The organism is Paenibacillus sp. CF095 (assembly GCF_900101225.1).
Taxonomy (GTDB): Bacteria; Bacillota; Bacilli; order Paenibacillales; family Paenibacillaceae; genus Paenibacillus.
Genome location: NZ_FMZN01000005.1, coordinates 142,191 through 167,592, shown reverse-complemented (window position 1 = coordinate 167,592; position 25,402 = coordinate 142,191). Strand labels below are relative to the sequence as shown.

Genomic DNA, 25,402 nt, shown 5'->3' with positions numbered 1-25,402 from the left:
ACCGCGTAAAGAGGCGGGACCTAAGTCCGCCTCTTTCGCTGTATGCGCAAGTTCAAAGATTACTCAACCACATTACCTGCTGCATCGCGTTTTACTTTCATACCTGACATTGGAATGTATCCAAGTTCTGTCACGTCGTTTTGTTGAATTTCGTCACTCAAGATGTAGTCCAAGAATGCTTTTGTTGCTGCATCAGGCTCACCTTTTGTGTACATGTGCTCGTAAGCCCATACTGGATAAGTTCCTGCTTCTACGTTCTCAACTGTTGCTTCTACACCTTCGTATTTCAACACTTGCAAGCTGTCATCCAAGTAAGACAGGGCGAGGTAACCAATAGCACCTGGCGTTTCAGATACCAATTTTTTTACGTTACCAGAAGAATCTTCTTGAATCGAACCTTGGATATCATCCATTTTCGCACCCAATGCATACTTCTCGAAAGTTGCACGAGTACCTGAACTACTTGGACGGTTTACAATAACGATTGCTTGATCCGCACCACCAACGTCTTTCCAGTTCGTTACTTTACCGGAGAAGATGTCGATCAGTTGTTGCTTCGTCAAATCTTCTACCCCTGCATCTTTGTTGCTAACTGGCGCCATGGCTACTACTGCTACTTGATGGTCAACCAATTCTTTTACTTTGGCTTCGTCCTCCAGTTTCTCTTCTGCAAATACATCAGAGTTACCGATTGTAGCTTGTCCGTCAGATACTTGTGTCAAACCAGTACCACTACCGCCACCTTGAACTTGAACCGTTACGTTCTTATATTCATCAACTGCCATAAATTTCTGTCCAGCTTGTTCTACCAGAGGTAGCAATGCTGTCGATCCGACTGCCAGAATGTTACCGCTAAGCTCAGTAGCAGCTTCTCCTGATCCATTGCTTGCGGCACCCTCTGTACCAGCGTCATTTTTCGATCCGCATGCTGCGAGAACCAGTACGAACGTTAAGGTCATCAAAATAAACGGCAACTTTTTAAACATGTTTTGTTTTCCTCCCCCAATGTAGTGATGGCGTTTTGTGAATTTGTTTGTTCACCATCAACTCTTTACTCATTGTAGTTTCGGTATGTCATCTTAAAATCAGTGTTTTGTAAACGCAATGTTAAAAATATCGGCTGTATATTGAAATATCTGGGATTTAATCAAGCCCTGAAGAGGTCGCTTCGGGAACGGACGTTGTTTCAATCCGTATTGTGAAGTAGCTCATACCATGAGTGGCCGTTCCGGTTACGGATCGTTCTTCTGATCGCTGTTGTCTCCAAATTTCTTTGATTAATAATTTTAATTGTTGTAATTAGGAGACAGCTTATGCTTCCGATGCAGCTTTCTTACAGAAAGCTTTCAGGCGAACGCTTCGCTTCTTCAGAATCGATTTTGTTCCCTTCGCTGTGTCAGCGCTCGTTGGATCTCAGGCATTTCAATCTCCTGCCTGGGGAGTAGGCAAAGAAGGCCAGCCCTACAATGGGCTGGCCTTATGTAAATGCTTAACTGCTTAATTGAAATAGAGAATTCAATTCTTCTATAGAAGAAACAAAAAAACTGCCTCACTGCCAGTGCTTAGCACCAGCTGTGAGAGCAGCCTTTTACATTACAATAGACTATCTTATTAATGCTTAATGTAAATCTAATTTTACTAACCCAGAATCCATAACCACAATGCCAACCCGGCTAGGGTAATTAACAATGTCGGAATGGTCAGGATGATGCCTGCCTTGAAATAATACCCCCATGTAATCTTCACACCTTTGCGGGATAACACATGCAGCCACAGCAATGTGGCAAGAGATCCAATCGGGGTCATTTTGGGACCCAGGTCGGAACCAATGACATTGGCATAGATCAATGCTTCCTGAATAATACCTTCGGTATGCGCGCCCTGGATGGCTAGCAGGTTAATCAACACGGTCGGCAGGTTGTTCATCACCGAGGATAATACAGCAGCGATGATGCCCATCCCGAGCGAAGCAGCCAGCAGACCATGCTCTGCTATGGCATCCAGCCAGCGGCTCAGATGATCCGTTAACCCTGCATTACGCAGTCCATATACGACGATATACATGCCTACCGAGAACACCACAATCGACCAAGGTGCTTCCTTGATTACGCGTTTCAGATCAACAGCCTCGCTCTTGCGTGCCAATAAAGCGAACAGCAGCGCAACAGAGCCAACGATAACCGACACGGGAATCGGCAGAAACTCACTGGATGCATAGGCCACGAGTAACAGCCCAAGCATGAACCAAGCGATTCGGAACATCCGTGGATCACGTATCGCTTCCTTCGGATCACGCGCTGCTGAAATATCATAGCGAAGAGGTATGCTTTTGCGATAGAACAAAAACAACATCCCCGTACTCGCTACGATTGAGAACAGATTGGGCACAACCATGCGTACCGCATACTCCACAAAGGTAATACCAAAGAAATCGGCCGATACAATGTTAACCAGATTGCTGACGACCAGCGGTAATGATGTGGTATCCGCGATAAACCCACTCGCCATCACAAAAGCCAGTACCATACGCTCATCAAACTTCAATGCACGCACCATCGCCAGCACAATTGGCGTCAGAATGAGCGCCGCACCATCATTCGCGAACAGAGCAGACACCGCCGCTCCCAGCAGAATGGAGTAGAAAAACAGTCTGCGACCGTCTCCTCCAGCCAGCCTCGCCATATGAAGGGCAGCCCATTCGAAGAAACCCGTCTCATCGAGAATGAGAGAAATCATAATAATGCCGACAAAGGCCAGCGTTGCATTCCATACAATGGATGCCACATCCGAGGCATCGTTCAAGCTGACGACTCCACACAACAGGGCAAGTAATGCCCCACCCGAGGCTGTCCAACCGATGCCCAACCCACGGGGTTGCCAGATTACCAAGGTGATTGTCACTACAAAAATCAGTATTGCTACGTATACCATAAAGCCTCCTGCTGTACCCTGTATCAATATATTATTCGTTAATTCGATCTTATATTGTTAGATTACACCGCTATATGCGCGGAATAACCAGACGATATATTTATACAGGGCTACAGGAACATTGTCTATCTTTATTTTCTTCTATTATAAAATGTGTGGTAAATTGTGGTGTTGAAATGCTAGGATTTACTCTTTGCCCTTATCCTTCGGCGTATCCTCCACCATCTTGAACATGCCAAGTAATCCTTGCAATTGTTCTGCCATACTGTTCAGATGTGCCGACGATGATGCAATCTCTTCTACCGATGCCAGTTGTTCTTGCGAAGATGCAGACACGGATTCTGTATTTGCAGCCGATTCCTGCGTCACATTCGAAATATCACTCATTGCCTTGGCAACGTGGGATGCACCACTCTCCAGTTGCTTCGTTGTTGCGGACAAGTCATCCAATGTATGAACCGCATCTTCCACCGCCTCCCGAATCTGAGCAAAGGATTGTCCTGACGTATTCACGGCCTGAATTCCTTCTCCTACCCGAGTCTGAGCCGCATTCATGGCGATTAAAGCGGCATCCATGTCCTGACGGATATTATGAACCACCTCACCAATCTGCGCTGCCGAACTTCCGGATTCTTCTGCCAGTTTGCGTACCTCACCGGCTACAACTGCAAACCCACGACCCGCATCCCCCGCTCTTGCTGCTTCAATAGAAGCATTTAATGCGAGCAAGTTCGTTTGTTTGGAGATGGATGCAATGACATCAACCATGCTACCAATCTCAACGGAACGGGCATTCAGAGATTGAACCACCGTTCCCAGCTGCTCCACTGTTTCCTGAATACTGTTCATCTGCTCCACAGCCTGTCCTGCTGCCTCATTCCCAGAAGAAGCCGCTCCGGACGTATGCCGCATATTGGCCGTAATCGATTGCACACGCTCCGACATCATTCGAACATCTTCTGCCATTCGGCTCATCTGTCCCGATCCGTCTTTCACGCTGTTTACCTGCTGCTCTGCACCTTCAGCCAGTTCCTGAATGGCCTGTGTTGAATGTTCAATCGCTTTGGTGGTTTGTTCTGCACTGGCAGACAACTCTTGAGAAGAAGCAGATACCTGCTCTGTCGTTTCCTGTACGCCCAGAATCATCATACGCAGGTTATCAACCATACGCTCAAAATACTTCGCAAGTTCTCCGACTTCATCTTTACGTCCTGTTTCCATTTTCACGGTCAAGTCACCTTTACTTACAGCTCTGGCTGATTCCTGCAGTCGTTTAATTGGACGCAGCATGGAGCGTGTAAACCAGATAATAAAGAGGAGTGTAAGGAACGTAGCCGCCAGAATAACAATAAATGTGACCATGCGGATATCCTTACTTGCATTAGTTATTTCACTCTTGAACATCGTGCCGGCAATTTTCCAGCCTGTTGCTTCATTTGTTGAAAAAATCATCATCTTCGGTTGATCGTTGAACACATAATCGAATTGACCTTCTGGACCTTCATACATCTCATCCAGCAAGCCACTCGTTTCCGGCGTACCTGCATCTGCTACAGGGGATACGACATAGTTTTTGTTTGCATCCATAATAATAACGTAGCCTTCTTTACCTACCTTAATGGATGCCTGCTCTTGCAGGTCTGTCAGGTCCAGAGATAAACCGATAACACCGGATTGATCCTTTAATGTTTTGGAGATAAATACAACTGCAACACCATCGGTATTAACAGACACAGCTGATACAACAGCTGTACCTGGCTTGTCCATCGCTAGTTTGTACCACTCCCGCTCCCTAGGATCATATGCATCTCCCCGTGTGCTGCTCGCTGTTGGTTTACCTCGAACCATGACTCCATCTGTTGTTCCTACAAAAATATTCATGGCATCAGGATGCAAGCCCAGGTATTGCTCCAGCTTCACCTGAAGCTCAGGACTATCGTTCTCCCCTTTGATCAGGCTCGGATCAAGGGCATCCGCGAAATAGTTAATGTCATGAATCTTGTAATTCACTTGGCTTTCTACAATGGTATTGGCAGTGCTCACACTTTGCATGGCACTATCCACTAATTGTTCTTGTATGCCATCTTCAGCCATCGTTAGTGTGATCAAGCCGATTGCCAAACTTGGCAGGAGTAGAACGGCCAGGAAGGAGACCAATAGTTTGTTCCTTATATTCCAGACAAAACCTTTCTTTTTCTTCTTTTTATTTTGATTATGTTTTGGTTTGGCAGGTTTCGCTGCTTTCATTGGTTTATTATCCTGAGTTTCACTCATGTCTTTCTCCCCCTCAAAATGTAAAAATGCCCTCTTTCTTTGTATGTATGGATCAATCTAAAAGGCTTATCTTATATATCGGCTAAATGAGGGTTTTTATTTGAGAGAAAAATGTGCAGGCACGCCAAACAAGCCACCTCTGATCAGAAGCGACTTGTACAAGGTACAGGTTACTAATTATTCCATGAATTAGATGAAGTATTGGAGTACGGACCGCCTGGCGGTTGTGCCGAGGGTTTACCAAAATAGTAGCCCTGGGCAAGCTCAATACCTATGGAACGACAGAATTCAAACTCTTCCATCCGTTCAATCCCCTCGGCAAGGACTTGCCCTCCAAATCGACTCGACATCTCAACAATATGAAGAATTTGCTGTTGTTTGGTCGAATCCTGATCACAACGGTCAATAAGACTTCGATCTATTTTGACAAAATCCGGTTCTAACCGATTCATCAACTCTATTGTCGAATATCCGGCACCCACATCATCCAGTGCAACCGACATTCCACGGGAACGATATACCTCAAATATTTGCTGTAAGATGGGCATATGCTGAATCTGCTCTGTTTCCACGACTTCAAACACAAAATCTTTAGGGTCCAGCGAAAGGCGTTCAATCGCTTCAAATGTATGTGTCAGACAATATTCGGGATTATATATGGAGGAAGGCAGGAAATTTACGAAGCGTTTGACACCATGCGGCAGAAAAAGGGCACTGGTCTCAATAGCAGTAATACGCGCCAATCGATCCAGAAAAGAATGTAGTCCGGTCTCACGCGCAACTTCAAATAATTCATAGGAACTGAAGGATTTTCCATTCTCAGCAGGACGAAGCAAAAACTCATATCCGATAATCTGCTCCGATGCATCAACGATGGGTTGCATATGACTGCTGAATTGATGCTCCAGAATAATGGAAACAAGCTCCGCATGTTTGAAACGGGACTCCTGCATGGTTAGACTAATCCAGCTTTCTTCATTAGCCTGTTCGTATATAGGCATAATCTGAACAGTTAGGGAATCACGTAATGTCGGATCAATTTCGCCGATCTTTTCTATTAAGCTCTGAACCGTCTCCAGATTCGAAAAATGCATCCACATCATGTCATCCGACGTCTCGATAAGTCTTCCCGGCGTTTGTAGCGCTTCCAGCAAAGCGGGGGAAATGGGACGCAAGTACAAGGTACCTTGGCCCTCTATAGGATAGATTGGACTGCAGCCACTGCAATTCATGTAGGACCCCCCTTGCCAATTTAGATTCCATGTCCATTAATGTTCACTTGTATATACCCAAAGTTTGTAAATATTATATCATGGGTCTTAAAATTAATCTCTACTGTTTTGATGACTTCCTGTATGACGGTTCTTGGAACAAATATATTCAAATTTGCAGAAAAAAAGACCGACAGTCTGATGACTGTCGGTCTCCTCACCACTTATTAAACTTTAAGAAGCGGGAATCACGATTTTCTGTCCAACTTTCAGGTTATGCACATTTGAGATTTTGTTAGCTGTCGCAAGTTTGCGCCAGTCCACACCATATTTCAAACCAATGCGGTACAGGTTATCCCCTTTTTTCACTACATATACAACCTTGTTGTTGGTTGCCGGTTTCTCAGGTTGTGGCTTAGGCGTCGGTGTTGGCGTTGGTTTAGGCGTTGGAGCTGGCTCCGTACCTGTTTCAGGTGTTGTCGTTGCTTCACCTGTCAGTTTCAAGCCATACTCTGCAAAACCTTCATTGTTTGTACCGATGAATGACATCGCCGGGTTCGCTTCAACCAGACCTTTCGCATCCGGGGAAGAAGCAAACACAACTTCAAGATCATTCAGTGCTGCTGCGGTTACACCAGCAGATGGTTTAATTGGTGCCAGGGACCAGTTGCCGTCCGCTGCCGGATTAATCGTTTTATTCTCACGGATGTAGTCGATGATCACTTGACGGTTCTCATCCGGTGCAGCCAGAACGATCCGTTTGCCGTCCGGGTTAGCCAGTTTGGATGAAGAAGCACGGTAGTTATTTGTCGCTACAATGAATTTTTGAGCTGGGTCAACCGGTTTTCCGTTAAAGCTCAGGTCCTTGATCCGGCTTGCGGATGCATTAACGATCGTAGCTTTGCTATCGTATTTGGCTGGTTGCGTCACATCAATCTGATACGTTACACCATCAATAACATCGAAGTTGTACGTTGGGAAGTCATTGTTGATCAGTTGTTGTTGTCCACCTTTAGCCGGGTCGATCTGGTTGAACTGGCCTGCAGACCATTCCAGCCATTCTTTCAGTTCTGCGCCGTTAACCATTACAGCATGTACCGTATTTGGATATACGTACAGGTCAGCAACGTTTTTGATCGCAATGGTGCCTTTAGGGATATTCGTGTAATACGAAGCGCCTGAACGTCCACCGGCTTTGAATGGTGCACCTGCTGACAATACAGGGATTTTCTCATATTCCGTACCTTGCATATGTTTTTCGACATACCATTTCTGTGCATTCGTTACGATCTGAATGGATGGATCATCCTGAACCAGAGCGAAGAAGCTGTTAATAGGTGCAGTCGTTTCGCCCACCGGACCACGAACATACTCCAATGTACCTTCATGCTCTTCATGAACCGCATCAATGATGTCCTGATCAGCCTCTACTAATGGTTTTTTGTTGGCTGTGTCATAGATTGGGCGTGCTTCCGTTTTGGAATCCACCACTTTCCATTTGCCATCAACCAGCTCCAGATCCAGGTCGATGATACCAAGATGATCACCCCAGAACCCTGGTTCTACAGCAGGAACGCCATTAATTGTACCTTTCTCAAGGTCTACCCCTTTTTTGCCGGCAAAATCAGCACTTGGGAATACTTTGTGAGCATGTCCAAACAGAATCGCATTAATGCCTTCTACCTGGCTCAGGTACAGTACTGAGTTCTCCATCAGATCCGTTTGAGGGATATCCTCAAATCCGGAGTGAGGGATGGCTACAATAATGTCGGCACCTTCGGCCTTCATTTTTGGAATGAATTTTTTCGCGGTAGCAATAATATCCTTGGCGATCACTTTACCTTCAAGGTTAGCGCTATCCCACTGCATAATTTGAGGCGGCACAAATCCGATCACACCCACTTTGATCGTATGTTCTTTGCCAGTCTCATCCGTTACTTTTTTATCCAAAATCTCATACGGTGTGAAGTAATTCTTGTCATTTGTCTCATCATCATCACCATCGTCTACATAGACATTGGCATTAATGTAAGGGAAGTTTGCTCCCTCCAGCGTCATGTCCAAGAAATCCAGACCATAGTTGAATTCATGGTTACCGATGTTACCTGCATCATAATCGAGCAGATTCATCGCTTTATATACAGGGTGAGTCTCACCCTTTTTCAGTGGATCAATTTTCGCAGAGTAGTCTCCCAGCGGATTCCCCTGAATCAGATCCCCATTATCAAACAGCAGGCTGTTCTTCGCCTCGTCACGGGCTTTCTTAATCAGTGTAGCTGTTTTGGCAAGTCCATACTGGTCTGTCTCTTTGTCGGAATAGTAGTCATAGTTAACCAGATTGGTATGAATGTCTGTGGTTTCCATGATCCGCAGTTTAACTTTGGCAGCATCCGCAGCCGATACAGGTACCGGAAACACCGCAAGCACGTTTAATGCAACCAAAGCGGCAGTCAGGCTTGATAATACTTTTTTACTCGTTTTCAAAATAACCCCTCCCGGTTATGTACATTGAATCATGCATTAATGGGCAAACGAAGAGCGCAGAAAAAAGATAGATTTCATGGGTTGTGCGTACTGACGCTCTGATGACATGCATCGGAATTTCAGGTAAGTTTATCTCACATGAACATCTATTTATGTCTGTGCTTGTCGTTTACATTCCAAATCATAACGCAATGTTCAGCCATTGAAAAGCATTATTTTTTACATTACACGCACATACCTAGGCGAGTTTACATTATCATGCGTGATTTCGACAATTTTTTCAACATTTTAGTAGGTATATAGTGCTTATTATCTTTAAAATACGTATATTACATGTGTCTTACATGTATGTCCAATTATGCGTTATTCATCCATACCAAAAACCGTGAAACCATAATGGCTTTCACGGTTGGATTAAACTCTGCGCGTATTTTCGCATAAGGACGCTACTTTGCAGAGGTTATGTTCATATTCGGATTATTGTTCCCACACATGATGTTCATGATCTTTCCCTGTGTATTCAATACGAGTAGGGGTAATGTCCAGAATGACATAGTTTGGATCATTAGGTCCATCGAACCACGCCTTCAGTTCGTCGTTCCACACTTGCTCACGCAAGCCTTCGTTCTTTGTCACTTCACAGGTTCCTTCAATCTCAACTACTTCCTTGGAACCACCAGCCTCATAACCAAGTAGCAGGCTAACATTCGGATTATTCTCCAGTTCCTCTACTTTGTGTGTACGGCGGTTCGTTGCCAGATGAATGTTCAGTCCTTCGTTGAAAAGCGCCATATAGCGGGATTTCGGTTTACCATTCTCCACAGTGGAGAAGCTGCAAAAAGGGTTGTTTTCCAATGCTTTTACAATGTTTTGTTCCAATTCAGTCTGGTTCATGGGAAGTGCTCCTTTCGGTTTTGGAGGTATATTGGAAGGACTCTTGTAGGCGGCCGTTTCGGGTACGGATCGTTCTTTGGATCGCTGTTATCTCTCAATGATCCTGATCTCTTCCTCATATGCATTGGATTAAAACCGATTCACACTGGCACTACGATGACAGAACAACCTTCCAATCGCTGTTATCCCCAGATTTTTTTGATTCCCTTTTTCTAAAGGGAAAATCCGGTGATAAAGGCGAGCGCTTCGCTTTTTCAGGTTTCTTCTGTCCTCTCCGTTATCGTGTGAATGCTTAATTCCAAAGGATATATGATTGAAAATCCAAGATACATGCGAACACTTCGCTTCCTCAGAATCGATTCCGTCCCCTCCACTACGTCTACCGTTCTCCCAATTAAGGTTGATTAATAAAAGTACAAAGAGAAGTGTAATTGTTACTATCTCTTTTTGTTTAATGACAGTTCATTAATCGCTTATAACTAGAGACAGCTTAATGCAACTCTGTAATAAGCCTGTACTTATAGTGTACCCACCTCACCTATGGTGAATCCCTTAAACCTGTACGCAAACGTGACAAAATCGGCAAAGCTGATTATTAAAATGTTTACATAAAGGGATTATCCCGTATTGTTCCTAGGATCTTTTTAATTCAGATCTCCAAGATAGATTGATGAAGAATCCGATTTAAGAAGCAATTCGCCAATTGTTTTTGGATATAAACGAATCTGGGACAGCTCTTCAAGTGCAATCCATTCCACAGCGACTTGGTGGTCGTCTGGATTGGAGCCTTCAAAAACGGTTGCCTCCGGATCTATCAGGCTGCACGCAAAATAAAATTCAACCTGGTGGATGTCTGCATCCCACTCGGCGAATTCATGATTTTTTCCGATATACTCCCGGATATGTAACAGCTCTCCCACGTTCACGGCCTGACCAATCTCCTCCAGACATTCGCGCGCGACCGCATCCTTGAGTTCTTCACCTTTCTCCTGTCCTCCACCTGGGAACACATAAGCAGTACCATATTGATCTTCCAGCCGGATGACCAACAATTGTCCATTCTGCACAATGACAGCTTTCGCCGAGTTGCGTATGGGTTTCATTCTGTTCATTCACTCCTTGTCATTCCAAGATTTCAAAGTTCAATCCGAACAACCTGATACTACTAATGTTCTGCTGAACAGGCGTATCATTCTGTTGTATGCACGGATAACTTAATGCCTTCCGATTCCAGCACACGACGAACCTCTTGAGCAAATGCGAGAGCATTCGCTCCGTCACCGTGGATACAGACCGTCTCTGCCTTAATGGGAACCAGCGTACCGTCCGTGGATACAACCACGCCGTCTTTTACCATCTGGAGTACTTGAGCAATCGCTTGTCCCGACTCTTCAATGACAGCTCCTGCTTGGCTTCGAGAGGTTAGCTTACCATCCGCCCCATAGGTTCGATCTGCAAACACCTCGCTCACACTGCGAATACCGATGCGATCCGCAGCGTGAATCAACTCACTACCCGCCAGACCATACAAATACAGGTCAGGCTTTACTTGATAGATCGCCTCGGCGATGGCTTCAGCAAGCTTTGCATCTTCTGCGGCCATATTGTATAAGGCACCATGTGGTTTTACGTGATGCATGTGCCCCCCACTTGCACGGACAAAGGCATCCAGCGCACCCATCTGATATACCACCATGTCATATGCTTCCCGTGGGGTAATGTCCATACGTCTTCTGCCAAACCCTTGCAAATCCGGCAACCCGGGGTGGGCTCCAATCGCAACGCGATGCTCCAATGCCCTCTCCACCGTCAGCCGCATTGTAGCCGGGTCTCCTGCATGAAACCCGCAGGCAATATTGGCTGATGTAATCAAGGGTAGAATGGCTTCGTCCGACAGAGTACGATATATACCATAACTTTCGCCCAGATCACAATTGATATCCAAGGTTTTGGGGGTATTCATTAAGTGCCCTCCATTCCTGCCATTCTTCTGCGTATCAGCTTATCCATGAGCTGCATATTGATTTCCTGTTCCATATACAACTGTCCAGCTTGATCATGCATAATCTTTTTAAAAGAAATTTGGGTTCCTGGCCTAGCCTGAGCCAGGATAGGTATATCCACCCGAGCTACCTGTGCAATGACAGGATAACCTCCAATCGTCTGATGGTCCGCCATCAAGATGATGGGCTGGCCATCAGGTGGCACCTGCACTGTGCCATAGGTAACGGCTTCTGACAGCCGATCCAGGGCCTGATCCAGCTCCAGTCTGGAGCCTTGCAAGCGATAGCCCATCCGATCGGATTGTGAAGTGATCACGTATTTTTCGGCATAGAATTGTCCCAGACTTTCTTGGCTGAACAGCGAACTATCCTTGCTCTCCATCACACGAATAACAGGTTGCCCATAATAGTCAGGTCTTTCCCGTTCAGATAAAAGCCACGCAGGCGCCAATATTCGGTGGTCCCGCTCACTCTCCTTTACCTGCTGCTCCATACGCTGCATCCAACCTTGCGCTTCACCAGAAGGTTCACCTATGGATAACAGATCCCCCACGCGTAAGGCTCGCCCATCCATACCGCCAAGACCTGTCTTGAGGTCTGTACTTCGACTGCCCATCACTTCAGGCACAGCTATTCCACCCGCAATCGCCAGATATCCACGCAAACCATGACGACATTGACCAAACTTCAGTACACTTCCAGCCCGCACCAGCACCGGACGCCACAAAGGTACAGGCAGATGATCCACCGTTGCCGTCAGATCGGCCCCACATAATGAGATAAGCTGGCTCTCCTGAAATCGAAGCTCTGGCCCTGTCATCGTCATCTCAAGCACTGCCGCATGTCGGGAGTTGGCCACAAGCATATTGGCTGCTCTGGCTGCAAAGGTGTCCATGACCCCGCCAGGATGAATACCATACCGGCGATAGCCGGTTCTGCCTTCATCCTGAACGGTAGATATCAGACCAGGGCGAATCACTTCGATACTCATCGTTCGCCCTCCTTCCGCTTCAACGCCAGATAGTCCTGCATCGTAATCTGTTCAAATCGAACCCGATCACCTGCTGCCAGCAAACTCGGTACGTTCTCATCCGGCCGAAACAACTGGAGTGGCGTTCGTCCAATACATTGCCATCCTCCGGGTGTGTCCACTGGATAGATTCCCGTCTGTTTGCCACCGATACCTACTGTGCCCGCCTCAACCCGAAGCCTTGGCGTTGCCCGTCTGGGCGTAGCAATCTGTTCAGACAACCCGCCGAGATACGGAAAACCCGGTGCAAATCCAATCATATGTACGAGATAATCCCCGGATGTATGAATCGCAATAACGTCTTCTGGGGTCAGTCCATGTTCACTGGCAACGTAGTCCAGATCAGGCCCCCACTCGCCACCATAACATACGGGAATCGTGACCGTTCTGGGTTTGTCTTGGACGGATTCCTTCATTTGATTCAACTGCTGAAGCAGAATACGGCATAACTCGGGGTACGGGGAGATGAACGGATCATAAAATACTGTAACGGACGTATATGAAGGCACCCATTCGATCATGGCTGACAGAGTGCATTTTTCCAGCAAAGCACATACAGACATCACTCTGCGTTGCACCGCGTCAGACAATTGATCTCCGCACTGAATGATAACTGCTGTCTCACCCAGCGGAGATAAGATTTCTTCCGTCCATGCATACGTCAATTTGGTCATGCGCCATCTCCCCTTTTGTCCACACGTTTAGCGTATCGTTATTTATCTCTCTCCAATGCCTGCAATACCAGTGAACGAACCAACGAAAAAGGCTCGTCTTCTTCTGTACGTATCGCGAGATACAGTGTCTGCAAAAACAGACGCACATTCAGGCTCCTATGACTGGTTTCCAGAAGTGATCTGTTCACCGCCTGATCTCCTTGATGAAGGGAATCGATCCATACCGTAATATCCTTTGGCTCCAACAGATTGCGACGCAGAATGGTAATTACAGCATGCACTATTCGCTGATCTTCATCATGGATGTAAACCACACTTGATTCCGTTATTTTCACAGTGAGTGCATGCAAAAGTTCCAGCAGATCCGTTCGCTCCAGATATGGCGATTGTGCCAAGTCTTCAACCGCATCCGCCGCGTGTGCAGGGGCATGCGCCCAGCCCTTATTATCAGCGTAGCCGCGAACATCTTTTTCACGTTCCAGATATGTAGTCAACCGATGATGAATCCCTGCGATATCCTCTTTGTCCAGGAAAGGTCGCTGACGATCCACATTCAGAATTGGAGGCAGTAACAATACGGAGAACGTCCGCGTAAACACACTATCCGTTCCCTGCTCTCCGATCCCATAGCACAGGTGCTGATCGTCCAGCGCCAACTGCAACACATGCCTTAGCTGATCTACCGAAAATACACCCTGTCCAATCCAGGTTGCAAACGTAACATAGATCAATTCATCCCGCAGGACAGGGTCAGTACTACCAATATGCTGCATCATATGCAGTGCCAATTCGTAAGGCTGTTCTTCATGATCAATGGAATGATTAGACGACTGAATATGCTGTAATTTTTGTTTTAACGTCAGAGCATCCATCTATTAAGACTCCCTGGGCGAATTCAAATGCACGCTGCAATTGTATAGTTCGCATTGCCACGTATCATCTTTCTTGGCAATCCGGGTAATGGATGTGTTGGACAGCTTCACGCTGATATCAAGCTCAGGCACCAGACCTCGCAGTGTATTCCGCAGAACGGCTCCGTGACTGACAACGATCACTCTTCCATCGGGGTGCTGCTGTACAATATCTTCAAGCACCGCACTGCCTCGAACAGTCCCTGCATCTGCAAGCTCACGTCCCAGATCCAGAGTACTCCAGTCCACTCCCCACTTGGCTAACCGTTCCTCTTCCGTCGTTCCTTCGACCTGTCCTCCGCCCATCTCGCGAAGTCTAGGGTCCAGATGAATCTCTTGAATACCCAAGCGATCACCAATGATGCGAGCCGTCTCACTTGCACGCTCCAAGTCACTTGCATAGATGGCATCCCAGGATTCTTCGGCTAGTCTCGCAGCAAGTAAAACGGCCTGTTCCCTGCCATCCTGATCCAGCGGGTTATCCGTCTGCCCCTGCGAACGTTTTTCCTTATTCCACGCTGTGCTTCCATGGCGAATCAATGCAATTTGAGTCATTGTTGTTCCTCACCTTTTTCTATATGAAGTTCATCTTCTGTAAAATGTTTGCGTGCCTTCGGCTTGGCAAATTTGCCGCCATTATATTGAGAAGACCCGTTTCTCGGAATGGAGAGACTGTCCCAAGCTGTTTCTTTAAGCATTTTCGCGGCAAATACAATCTGCCCGACATGATACGGATAATGCGCCAATTGCCGAATAATTGCCTCCATGACGGTATGACCTTCATTTCGAATGTATATGATATGAGACAATTGTTCCGGGGTAAACGAACGAATGGCTTCGAGTAGGCATGTCCAGCCTTCTTCCCATTTAGCGAGCAACTCTTCCCGGGATGTAATATCATTCACGAATTCAGCATCTCGCTCACGCCACGGTTTCTCACCATCTGTTGTCAGTACATCCGTCCAACGGGACAGCATATTGCCCCATAGATGTTTTACAATTACCGCAATGCTGTTCGCGTCTTCATTCCAGGATTGAAACAATTGCTCGGACTCCAGTTGTGCCATGGCTTTTTCCCCGAGCTGCTTGTAATACAGGAATTGTTTCTCCGCTGTCTCCAGAAAAACCTGATTCATATCCATCCGTTAACCACCCTTCGGAAAAGTATGTTGTCCCCTGATCACGTCCAAACAGAAGAGTCACATGTTATTTATTCAGGAAATGAGAATGTGCCGTCTGCATTCGGTTCAAATGGAATGACTTTGCGCACAGCATCCAGATTGAGTTCTCCATAGATATGTGGAAATAGCTCATTCAATTCGTAGAGATCCTCATATACCAGTTCCGGCTTCAACGCCTTCTCATCAATACTAAGTAATAATAAATCCGTGCGGCCTGCATAATATTGCCCGGCTACCCATGGGATCTGTTCCTTGGTGGAACAATGAATGAATCCGTCCGTCTCTAGGCTATCTGGTGCATACTCACTTCCCTTTGACACTTGCTCCCACAACGAACGGGAAATAATACTATAGATCATGGTTCCGCCTCCTTCAATTTCTGCGATGTACCCTATGTGTCATTGGAAGTATTATAGATCATCCCGGATACGGGAGTACACTTTTTGATCCGTAAATACACCTTTGATCTTCAACTGTTTGCGTAACAAACCTTCGTACGACATGCCCAGCTTCTCCATTACGCGTGCAGAGCCTATGTTGCCTGCATTACATTTCCCCTCCAACCGATTGCAGTCCAGTTCCCGAAAGCAATAATCCACGATAGGTTGCATCGCTTCTGCTGCAAGCCCCTTACCCCATTGACTGCTGGCTATCGCGTATCCCAGTTCAGCACTCTGCATGGGTTCGTTGAGATGAAAGACGCCCCCCCTCCCGATCAAGGTCCCTGTTTCCTTCAGGACAAAAGCCCAGATATGTACCGTTTTCCGTTCATAATTATCCAGTACCCGCTGAATATATTGAATTGAATCCTCCACCGTCTCATGACAGTTCCACAAGCTTTGCTGACTCACTCGCGGATCAGAGGCAAATGCATAATATTCATCGAGATCATCCATGGCAAGGCGTCTCAGCTTTAACCGCTGTGTTTCGAATTCCGGCGATTCGGCAAAAAGTTTTTCTACATTCATTCAGCACACCTCCATGATTCACTTGATTTCATGATCCAGCCATCTTATTTCTCAGGAAATAACGATCTATCATAACCATGCACAGAATACCGACCGAATATCGAATCAGATCGATTAACAGAAAACCATGTCCCAGAATAAGAGCACCTAATACGGTTGAGCGTATCTCAATTAGCCAAGCCGTCTGAATCAACTGCGAGAACTCAATCATCCAGCTGAATACGCAGCTCAAACACATCGCCCATACCAAGCTGCGATGAGGCCACACCATGCGTACTCCGAAATAAATCATGCCCGCCCATAATGCATCCCCGAAATGTTCATGTACCCAACCCGGCATTCGTTCACCAAAGTGTCTGGATGCGAGTCCTGCCGCCATGGTCATCATGACTGCGAAGAAATAGATCAGCCTGTCTCTGATAAGTACGCTTTTCAATCAATCACACGCCTTCATCAAGCACTTGTAAAATAAATTGCGTTTTGGCAGCGGTATACGATTCCCTATCTTCCTTGTTCTCATCAGCAAGCTTCGTCTTCAGGACGGCGTAAGCTTCCACCAGATCTGGGCGTTTTCTCAGCACATCCCGAAACTGAATTTGACGATCCCAGCGTTCTTCTCCCGGGCGCATTAGATGAAGGTGTACAGCTCTCTTTCCATCCTTAACCCTGACGCAGAATCGTCTGTACTCCCGTCCATCCAGTTCAGGCGGAACGTAATTCCAGCCCGCCGGATTCAGCTGATCGGCAATCAGATCCATGTCGTCCCATGACTGTACCTCTGCCATCAGATCAATAATGGGTTTGGCGGGTAACCCTGGAATGGACGTGCTTCCTATATGTTCGAATTGATGGATATTAAACTGCTGTAGAAGACGTTTGAGTTGCCGGATTTCTTCCTGAGCCTGTGCGTCCCAGTTGGGGTTGGCCGGAGCAATCTCTACCGACTCTGTCGCCCAGGCAGGCCAGTTCTCTGGTTGCATTGGATCTTTCATTCAGGCACCTCCTCTTCACCATGACATTTTAAATGGTAACCTTCTCTGTATTTTTCATAGGTGCGTTGCTTCATGCGCTCAATCGTAGTACTCCGTTGAAATGTAAGTGTGGAACTTAGGGATAAAAGAAGATATTTCAGGTAAGCCAGATCACTAGAGTTAGAGTCTGAGCTTATAATCGAAGCTTTCATATTCATCCCATCCAATCCAGTTATATTGTTGTTCTAGCAGAAGACATTCCAGATACATATTTCTATATATCCAAAAAGGAGCGTATGTCTACGCCCCTAGTTGTCTGTTACATTGATGATATTGATGATTTTAACGTGTCATGTACTGATTTTATCTTTGAATTGATGCAAAGCACTTCATTATATGAAGATTTATTTTACCGTAACAGGGATCGTCACTTTTTTGTTGCCCCACTTGGCCGTGATAGACGTTTTACCTTTGCCTACAGCCACGATCTTGCCATTTGTTACTGTCGCTACGCCCGGCTTTGTGCTGCTCCACACCGCGCTGTTCGTCACAACAGTGGTTTTACCCGTATCATACTGTGCCATCACACTCAGCGTTGTACTTCCCTGTGGGGACAAAACCAGTTTTTTCTGGCCTGTAATCAACTTTTTGAGCAAAGGTACAACGGTAACCTCTGCCTTTATTGTCTGATTTTGATAAGTTCCTGTCAAGGTGGCTTGTCCTTCTGTCAGCGTTTTGACTGCTCCATTTTTCACGATAGCTACATTTGTATTGGAAGAGGTCCATATCACTTGTTTCGAAAGGTTAATGGTTTTGCCATTCGCATAGGTGCCGATGACCTTCAACGCCTTGGACTTCTTGATGTTCAACTGCATTGTGGCAGGAGTGACCTCAACTTTGGTAATCTCGTCCGTCACGGCAACGGGAACTTTCACTGTCTCTGAGCCGTATTTGCCTTGCAGCATTACTCTGCCGGGTGTAACGCCTTTGATTTTACCGTTTTCCAGCACAGCCGAAGAAGTGGATACAGACCACACAATCTCGGACGTCACATCTTCTTCCTTGCCGTTCGCCCGTACAATGCTTACTTTGGGAAGTGTACTTTCACTGCCTTTAACGAAACTGTAGGATTTCGGTGAAGCTTTGATGCTTTTGATTTTCTCCTGCACCTTGACAACCAACTGGGCTTTAGCCCCGTCTACCTCTGCAAAAATGGTTGCTTCGCCTGCGGCTACAGCCTTGACTTTGCCTTTCACCATCGTCGCAACCGCTGCATTACTGGTGGACCAAGTCACGCCCTCGGTAACATCCTGCTTGTTATCAAAACCTTCTACCGTTGCCATCACCTGAAGCGCAGCTGTTTCGGAAACACTCATCTTCTGCGGGCTGCTATTGGTTATTTCAATCGACTTCACGTCACCAGTAGCCGCCAAGGCCAACGAAGGGACCAGTATTGTTAATGTCATAATTAGAGCAAGTGTGCCTCGAAGCGCCAGTTTGATTCTACTCATTTCTATCTCCATCTCCCATAATCCAATATTTTACTTCTATTATATTATATCGGATACGAATTGCATAAAGTTGAATTTCGTAAGTGGGAGTCTTGGAACAATTCATGATTTTCATTGTATAATATGGGAAGGCCGCGTAATACTGTTTTAATAAACCTAAAAGATGGGGGTGGGGTATGTATGATCGAAAAGAATTTGCTTGATATGGTTTCACCTAAAAATAACCGTAAACGTATGAAAGCTATAGTCACTTCGACATCCACCAAGATTCGTCCTGAAGACGAAATGGTTCTATTGATGAAAACAGCCCGCAATCGTTTCAAAAAAGCCCTTGAATCTGGACAAATTGAAATCATTAACGAGCGTGAATGGAAGCTGCGTTAAAGAATATAGGTGAACCATGGAACGTATTCAAACACCAGAAATGCAGGAAAGAATTAAATGGGCTAAACAAAAATTGAAGGAACTTGCAGCTGATGTGACCAAAAGTGATTTAAAAGAGTTCTATGTGATGGGTATTATTACTCCTATTCTTGATGATTTAGATGCAGATCCAGCCATTATTGTTGGAGGACATGCTGTTGAACTATACACTTCTGGAAGTTACAAGACAGCTGATGTTGATCTGGTCATGATCAGAGATGATTTGGCCCGAAGTTTATTTGATCATCTGGGTTTCGTTCACGAAGGAAGACATTATTATGTCTCCGAAATGGACATCCCTATCGAAATACCTTCTGATACACTGGAAGGTTCAAAAGACAAGATTATCAAATTATTAACACCTGAAGGCTACTGTTACGTAATTGGAATAGACGACCTTATTTTGGATCGATTGAGAGCCTCCGAGTACTGGACAGATGCCCGAAGCTTGGAGTGGGCACGTTACCTGATTTACAGTCAATTTGATACGATTGATTTAACATACATGAGAAAAGTTGCAGCCGAAGAAGATCCCAAATTGGCAGCTCGACTTGAACAAGAGTACCAGTGGGTAACAGATCATATGTTTAATTAGAAGGAACCCCTGTCAAGGGGTTCCTTTGCTGATTCTTCACTTCCTAGAGCGTTACCTAACCTCTCTACTTCACTTCATCCTGCTCTGGCAAAATCAAGCTCTCGGCCCCGCCCATGTAGGGCCGCAGGGCTGGCGGAATGTGAATGCTTCCATCCTCCTGCTGATGATTCTCAAGCAACGGAATCAGGATACGCGGCGATGCCACCGCCGTATTATTGAGCGTGTGACAGTAGGCCAACTTGCCTTCGGCATCGAGGCAACGAATATTTGAACGGCGAGCCTGGAAATCATGCAGATTCGACGACGAATGCGTTTCTCCATATGCACCGCGGCTTGGCATCCAGGTCTCGATGTCATACTGTTTGTACGTTTTCTGCGACATATCCCCGGTACACACAGCGACAACACGATAAGGCAGTTCAAGTAATTGCAGCAATTCCTCGGCGTGTCCCGTAATCTCTTGCAGCATGCGCTCCGATTCTTCTGCATCAGGAGCACAGAGGATGACCTGCTCCACTTTGGCAAACTGATGCACACGGTACAAACCGCGTACATCACGTCCGCCGGAGCCAACTTCACTGCGGAAACACGTCGATACCGCGGCCAGCTTCACAGGCTCTTGAACATCAACAATCTCATCGGCATAATACGAGACCAGCGGCACTTCAGAAGTTCCCACCAGCCACTTGTTCTCCCCTTCGAGTTCATAGACCTGATCTCGACCGGTTGGGAAGAATCCGGTGTTCACCAGCGCATCCTCCCTGACCATCAGCGGTACCTCCATCGGTGTAAACCCGTGCTTTAGCAGCAGATCAAGCGCAAGTTGCTGTACTGCCCGATGCAATAACAGGCCCGCACCTTTCAATACATAGCTTCGCGTACCGCCAATCTTAACTCCACGAGGAATATCGATCAGATCATGCAACTCCCCAAGCTCCACGTGATCTTTGGTGTTATACTCGAACGTTGGCACCTCTCCCACACGTCGCAGCTCCACATTATCCGCATCCGACGTGCCTTTCGGGGTATCCGGGGATACGATATTGGGTACCAGCCATTGCAGCTTGGTTACTTCCTCCTGCACAGGGGCGAGCTTCACTTCCACGTATTCCAACTGTTCATTGATCTGTTTCACCTGGGCCCGCAAACCCTCTGCCTGTTCCCGACTCCCAGCTTGCATGAGTCTGCCAATGTCTGCAGATAACGTATTGCGCAATCTGCGACCTTCTTCCATTTCCTGCAAAAGTGTTCTACGTTCTTCATCACGCTCTAACAATGTGCGAATGTTGATCTTGATTTTTTTTCCGTCTGCTGCGGCCTGAACCTCTTCTGCATGTGCCCGAATCCATTTCATTTCTAACATGGTCACCGTCTCCTTTGGCTGTAAAAATACAAAGAGCGCCCTCATCCCTTGGGACGAGGAGCGCTCTGCTCGCGGTGCCACCCAACTTGCTGAATCAGGATATCCTGCTTCCAGCCTCTTGGTCCGCGATAACGGGCGGTTCCGGTTAACTTGGGGAAATATCGCTCCCCTGGCGAAAACGCCTCCGAGTTGGATGCTCTTCAACGGCATGGTCCGATCTGTAATTGTTGGTCTCAGTATATACGAACGCCGGACCAAATTGCAACCTTCTGTATCGATCAGGAATTCATGGCACATCGTAACATGTCCTGTTATGATAGACTTTGTCTTCAAGATTGCGCTTTATTGTGATCCTCAATTTATGTATATAAGTAGAAGGAGTTCTTTATGAAAAAATTACTTTGGATCGGATGTCTGTCCTATTTCCTGATTGGACTTGCCCACGTTGTGCTCGGTTCCATTTTACCGGTTGCACTTGAACATTACGGCAAAGATTATAGCCAAGGCGGAACGCTGATCTTTGCTCAATTTGCCGGATTCCTCGGTGGTGTATTGTTATCTCCATGGCTGAACAGACGCTTTGGTAAACGGGGAGGCCTGTTAATCGCCACAGCGTTGCTCTGCATTGCAGAATTATCCTATATGTTGTTGCCACCATGGGGCTGGATGTTCGTCATTGCACCCGCTGCCGGCTTTGGATTCGGAATGGTTGAAGCTGTTATTGGCACCATTATCATCGCTGCAATTAAAGACAATACAGCCGTTGCCATGAGTCGACTGGAAGTGTTATTTGGGATCGGAGCGATGGTCATGCCGCTCATTGCCAGCGGTCTGATTGCTGCCGGATACTGGCGCCTTTCTTTTCTCGTTGTTGCGATCTGCGCAGCGCTGACCTTTGTTTTCTGGGCAAAAGGATCATTCGGTGAACTCGATAAGTTTCTGGAGCGACGTAGTTCTAATAACGGTTCAGTACATGCCCACACTGCTGGGACATCGGGTGAGATGCATCCCGCATCTGCAAGTACATCCAGTCCAACCTATCGTGGCCGTAACAGAACTCTTCTGGTATTATTCGTCCTCTTCTTCTTCCTATATGTTGGCACAGAGATGAGTCTTGCGAACTTCATGCCAGCGATTCTGATTGAGAAAATGAACATGAAGGAAGCCGGAGCAGCGCTTAGTGTCACCTGTTTCTGGATTGCCATGTCCGTGGGACGACTCTTCGCCGGGTATATCGCAGAGAAATTCCAATACCGCGTCTATGTCCTGTACAGTTGTCTTGCATCTGTTCTTTTGTTAATGGTATTTCCATTTACAAACCAAATTTGGTCTGCATTTCTCATCATCTTGCTGCTTGGACTTGCGATGTCAGGTATTTTTTCCATTGCCCTTGTCTTCGCCAGTAAACTGCTGCCCGGAACAGAAGAATCCACACCCAGCATTTTGATTGCCTCAGGTGGAGTTGGCGGTGCCATTCTGCCTTTGACTACGGGATGGAGTCTTGATCATCTGGCAGTTAATCAGTCTGCATGGATGCTTGCGATCTTTGCAGTTGGCCTGCTTGTCATTAGCGTGATCACGTATCAATGGCAGAACAAACATGTGGTCGATCCAGCGACTTAACAGTTATGTGTCGTTGCAGTCCTGAGAATTAGAATTACCTATTATTGAGATTGAGATTGAAATGTCTACTGTCATGACCTGACGGTGGACATTTTTTTGTAGCGTTACTCTGTTGTAACGAACCTAGCACACGCTATTTCCCTCCATTTCTGCATGTTTGAAATCTAACGAATCCTAGAGACGTTATTATAGATAATTATCTCAAATTCAAGGTCTCGTTGGAGGTTTTTTGCATAATAACGCCGCTGAGATTCGTTAGATTTTTTATTCCCTAAAAACTGGACTAATAAGGTGTACTCGATTCGTTAGCGCTGTAATCATCGTGGCAAGTGCCCTATTTTTGCCTCTCTCTCACCTTTCATTAAAGGTGAGAATAATATCTATTCTTTTGCACAAGATTGCCCAGGAAATACTTATGGCCAACCGAATCACACACTTTTGTTAACGACAGGCATTACGGGCCCGTTATCCTTGATGAATTTACCGAATACATATCGTACGAGTGGTCCCAAAATGATCAATTGATATGGAAGCGCCAGGCTGAAGTTACGAGCGATTGTATGGAGATACGTACGGAGTACGGATGACCCACTTAATTGATCAGCGAGATATGCCGAGATCATTCCATACAAAGACATGATCAGAACCATGCCAATCACCATAAAAAATGACATAGCCAGCACACCTAGAATCTTATTGGACTTGTCGAAGGGCATAGAAAATGCAATCTTTCTCGCCACAGGGCCAACAATGAAAGACTCCACCAGAAACGCGATGACAAAACATAATATGAATTGAAGCAGTATCTCAAGCGGGGACATTTTGCCGAGTAACCCACTGTGCCATAGATTGAAGAACATCATGACCAAGACCATTCCTGTACACATCATTAATCCGAAAATAATTTGTTCCTTCTTGCTTGTTGGCAATTCTCTCATCCTCTCTGTTTACCTTCGTAATTATAGAGATGAGGAAACCCACCACATAAGTGAACATTCTGTGAACAATTATAATTTTTCCAAATTAAAACCGGATTTGACAACCATGTAGTACAGCCCTATGATATCCCTTAAAATGGTAGAAAGATTCATAGTATAAGGAGGATTTGGATTATGAGTTTTCAAAAACGCATTGACCACGTCGGCATTGCTGTGCGTGATCTGGAGACCACGCTGCGTTTCTATACGGAGATTGTTGGTCTTGAATTGAAAGACCGGGTAACCCATACCAACGGCGTCATTCAGCTCGCCTTCCTTGGCTTCAATGGAAGTAATGAGACTGAGATTGAGTTAATTCAAGGTTACAGCGACAAGCTGCCTTCCGAAGGTACGGTACACCATTTTGCGATCCATGTAGATGATCTTGATTCTGAGTACAAACGCATCCAAGCCACCAAAGCCGTATTTATTGATGGAGAGATTATTACACTGCCTAACGGTTACCGCTATTTCTTCATCTATGGACCTGAAAAGGAATGGATTGAGTTCTTCCAGCGCTAAGAATTGGAGTTGATTTCATGAACATTTTAATTACCGGCGCAGCCGGGAAAATTGGCCGGGACTTGTCCCAACACTTGTCAGAAGCATATCACCTGCGACTAACGGATTTGAATATCGACAGACTGCATACGTATCAAGAAACCGACCATGAGATCATGACACTGGATGTGACAGACCCTGAAGCCTGTCAGCATGCTTGCGAAGGCATGGATGTGGTAGTACATCTGGCGGGAGACCCTTCCCCGAATGCCGGATTCTATGAATCGTTGTTGGACATCAATATCAAAGGTACATTTAATGTATTCCGTGCAGCTAAGGACCAAGGTGTGCAAAGAGTCATTCTGGCGAGCAGTGCACAGACGATTGAGGGGTATCCCATTGATGCTCAAGTCTATCCGGACATGCCAACACACCCACGGAATTTGTACGGGGTTAGCAAATGTTTTGGAGAATCGCTCGCTTCCTATTTTGCGTATACCGAAGGTTTACAAAGTGTAGCAATACGTATAGGTGCATATGATGATTTTCAACCGGACGGACCAGCGCTGGAAGCAAGGGATATGAGCGCGTATATTAGTCCGGCTGACTTGTGTGATTTGATGTTCAAAGCAATTACAGCTACCAATCTGGAGCCCTTCACCATACTGCATGGGATCTCGAATAATCGGTTTAAACGATTGAATCTGGAAACCACTCAGAAACAGGTAGGTTATGCCCCAAAATCCGATGCATTTGCACTCAGCCAGATTGCCTTATATGATTCGCCACGATAATTAATGAAAATAACACATCTAAACAGGCTGATATACATATGTATAACGGCCTGTTTGATAAGTTCATACGTGTCCCCATCCAG

The 25,402-nt window shown here is 46.1% G+C and carries 25 protein-coding genes; 5 read left to right on the top strand and 20 right to left on the bottom strand.

Features of this window, described 5'->3' with window-relative positions; translation table 11 throughout:
• Positions 1-59: 59 nt before the first annotated feature.
• The 18 genes from BLS69_RS26945 to BLS69_RS26855 all read right to left on the bottom strand — a co-directional run bounded on the left by BLS69_RS26945 (position 60) and on the right by BLS69_RS26855 (position 19,043).
• The gene (locus BLS69_RS26945) at positions 60-986 is read right to left on the bottom strand and encodes a phosphate ABC transporter substrate-binding protein (protein ID WP_091038188.1); all 927 of its coding nucleotides are present in this window, start codon (positions 984-986) and stop codon (positions 60-62) included.
• Positions 987-1,638: 652 nt separating this feature from the next.
• Positions 1,639-2,931 carry an arsenic transporter gene (locus tag BLS69_RS26940; protein ID WP_047840355.1) on the bottom strand — a complete coding sequence of 431 codons (1,293 nt, stop codon included), beginning with the start codon at positions 2,929-2,931 and terminating at the stop codon, positions 1,639-1,641.
• A 186-nt stretch (positions 2,932-3,117) separates the two neighbouring features.
• Entirely contained in the window at positions 3,118-5,205 is a 2,088-nt protein-coding gene (locus BLS69_RS26935) for a methyl-accepting chemotaxis protein (protein WP_091038187.1), read from the bottom strand.
• Between the two features lie 173 nt (positions 5,206-5,378).
• Positions 5,379-6,437, bottom strand: a complete 1,059-nt coding sequence (locus BLS69_RS26930; protein ID WP_091038185.1) for an EAL domain-containing protein — start codon at positions 6,435-6,437, stop codon at positions 5,379-5,381.
• 213 nt (positions 6,438-6,650) lie between these two features.
• Positions 6,651-8,900 (bottom strand): bifunctional 2',3'-cyclic-nucleotide 2'-phosphodiesterase/3'-nucleotidase, encoded by a 2,250-nt coding sequence (locus tag BLS69_RS26925; protein ID WP_091038184.1) that lies wholly within the window; start codon positions 8,898-8,900, stop codon positions 6,651-6,653.
• 477 nt (positions 8,901-9,377) lie between these two features.
• A complete protein-coding gene (locus BLS69_RS26920) occupies positions 9,378-9,794 on the bottom strand; it encodes a pyridoxamine 5'-phosphate oxidase family protein (RefSeq protein WP_091038182.1) in 417 nt (138 codons plus the stop codon).
• A 644-nt stretch (positions 9,795-10,438) separates the two neighbouring features.
• Positions 10,439-10,897 (bottom strand): NUDIX domain-containing protein, encoded by a 459-nt coding sequence (locus BLS69_RS26915; protein ID WP_091038181.1) that lies wholly within the window; start codon positions 10,895-10,897, stop codon positions 10,439-10,441.
• Positions 10,898-10,983: 86 nt separating this feature from the next.
• A complete protein-coding gene (locus tag BLS69_RS26910) occupies positions 10,984-11,757 on the bottom strand; it encodes a LamB/YcsF family protein (protein WP_091038179.1) in 774 nt (257 codons plus the stop codon).
• Entirely contained in the window at positions 11,757-12,788 is a 1,032-nt protein-coding gene (locus BLS69_RS26905; protein WP_091038178.1) for a 5-oxoprolinase subunit C family protein, read from the bottom strand. Before BLS69_RS26905 ends, BLS69_RS26910 begins: the two co-directional genes overlap by 1 nt.
• Positions 12,785-13,501, bottom strand: coding sequence for a 5-oxoprolinase subunit PxpB (pxpB, locus tag BLS69_RS26900; RefSeq protein WP_091038176.1), 717 nt, complete (start codon positions 13,499-13,501; stop codon positions 12,785-12,787). Before pxpB ends, BLS69_RS26905 begins: the two co-directional genes overlap by 4 nt.
• Positions 13,502-13,539: 38 nt before the next feature.
• Entirely contained in the window at positions 13,540-14,373 is an 834-nt protein-coding gene (locus BLS69_RS26895) for a DUF2785 domain-containing protein (RefSeq protein WP_091038174.1), read from the bottom strand.
• Positions 14,374-14,376: 3 nt separating this feature from the next.
• Complete coding sequence (locus BLS69_RS26890) at positions 14,377-14,967, bottom strand: histidine phosphatase family protein (protein ID WP_091038172.1); 591 nt, start codon at positions 14,965-14,967, stop codon at positions 14,377-14,379.
• Positions 14,964-15,554, bottom strand: a complete 591-nt coding sequence (locus tag BLS69_RS26885) for a DUF1572 family protein (RefSeq protein WP_091038170.1) — start codon at positions 15,552-15,554, stop codon at positions 14,964-14,966. Before BLS69_RS26885 ends, BLS69_RS26890 begins: the two co-directional genes overlap by 4 nt.
• Positions 15,555-15,622: 68 nt before the next feature.
• Positions 15,623-15,952 carry a DUF952 domain-containing protein gene (locus BLS69_RS26880; RefSeq protein WP_091038169.1) on the bottom strand — a complete coding sequence of 110 codons (330 nt, stop codon included), beginning with the start codon at positions 15,950-15,952 and terminating at the stop codon, positions 15,623-15,625.
• Positions 15,953-16,003: 51 nt separating this feature from the next.
• Positions 16,004-16,561: a GNAT family N-acetyltransferase gene (locus tag BLS69_RS26875; RefSeq protein WP_091038166.1), complete on the bottom strand. Its 558-nt coding sequence runs from the start codon at positions 16,559-16,561 to the stop codon at positions 16,004-16,006.
• 28 nt (positions 16,562-16,589) lie between these two features.
• Entirely contained in the window at positions 16,590-16,997 is a 408-nt protein-coding gene (locus BLS69_RS26870; protein WP_091038165.1) for a ribosomal maturation YjgA family protein, read from the bottom strand.
• 4 nt (positions 16,998-17,001) lie between these two features.
• Entirely contained in the window at positions 17,002-17,553 is a 552-nt protein-coding gene (locus BLS69_RS26865) for a GrpB family protein (protein ID WP_091038163.1), read from the bottom strand.
• Positions 17,554-17,936: 383 nt separating this feature from the next.
• Positions 17,937-19,043, bottom strand: coding sequence for an Ig-like domain-containing protein (locus tag BLS69_RS26855; protein WP_091038160.1), 1,107 nt, complete (start codon positions 19,041-19,043; stop codon positions 17,937-17,939).
• 180 nt (positions 19,044-19,223) lie between these two features.
• Between BLS69_RS26855 and BLS69_RS26850 the strand changes: the two genes are divergently transcribed.
• Entirely contained in the window at positions 19,224-19,427 is a 204-nt protein-coding gene (locus tag BLS69_RS26850) for a hypothetical protein (protein WP_076253873.1), read from the top strand.
• A 16-nt stretch (positions 19,428-19,443) separates the two neighbouring features.
• Entirely contained in the window at positions 19,444-20,061 is a 618-nt protein-coding gene (locus BLS69_RS26845) for a hypothetical protein (RefSeq protein WP_091038159.1), read from the top strand.
• A gap of 64 nt (positions 20,062-20,125) precedes the next feature.
• Here BLS69_RS26845 and serS read toward each other — a convergent pair whose 3' ends face one another.
• The gene (gene serS / locus BLS69_RS26840) at positions 20,126-21,424 is read right to left on the bottom strand and encodes a serine--tRNA ligase (protein ID WP_091038157.1); all 1,299 of its coding nucleotides are present in this window, start codon (positions 21,422-21,424) and stop codon (positions 20,126-20,128) included.
• Between the two features lie 387 nt (positions 21,425-21,811).
• Here serS and BLS69_RS26835 point away from each other — a divergent pair, with 387 nt between their 5' ends.
• Complete coding sequence (locus tag BLS69_RS26835) at positions 21,812-23,047, top strand: MFS transporter (RefSeq protein ID WP_091038155.1); 1,236 nt, start codon at positions 21,812-21,814, stop codon at positions 23,045-23,047.
• 428 nt (positions 23,048-23,475) lie between these two features.
• On the opposite strand, the gene BLS69_RS26830 is transcribed toward BLS69_RS26835, so the two are convergent.
• Entirely contained in the window at positions 23,476-23,985 is a 510-nt protein-coding gene (locus tag BLS69_RS26830) for a DUF2798 domain-containing protein (protein WP_371129103.1), read from the bottom strand.
• Between the two features lie 174 nt (positions 23,986-24,159).
• On the opposite strand from BLS69_RS26830, the gene BLS69_RS26825 reads away from it, so the two are divergent.
• Both BLS69_RS26825 and BLS69_RS26820 read left to right on the top strand, forming a co-directional pair.
• Entirely contained in the window at positions 24,160-24,546 is a 387-nt protein-coding gene (locus BLS69_RS26825) for a VOC family protein (RefSeq protein WP_047840371.1), read from the top strand.
• Between the two features lie 17 nt (positions 24,547-24,563).
• Positions 24,564-25,319 (top strand): NAD-dependent epimerase/dehydratase family protein, encoded by a 756-nt coding sequence (locus BLS69_RS26820; RefSeq protein WP_091038153.1) that lies wholly within the window; start codon positions 24,564-24,566, stop codon positions 25,317-25,319.
• The last annotated feature ends 83 nt before the right edge of the window (positions 25,320-25,402 follow it).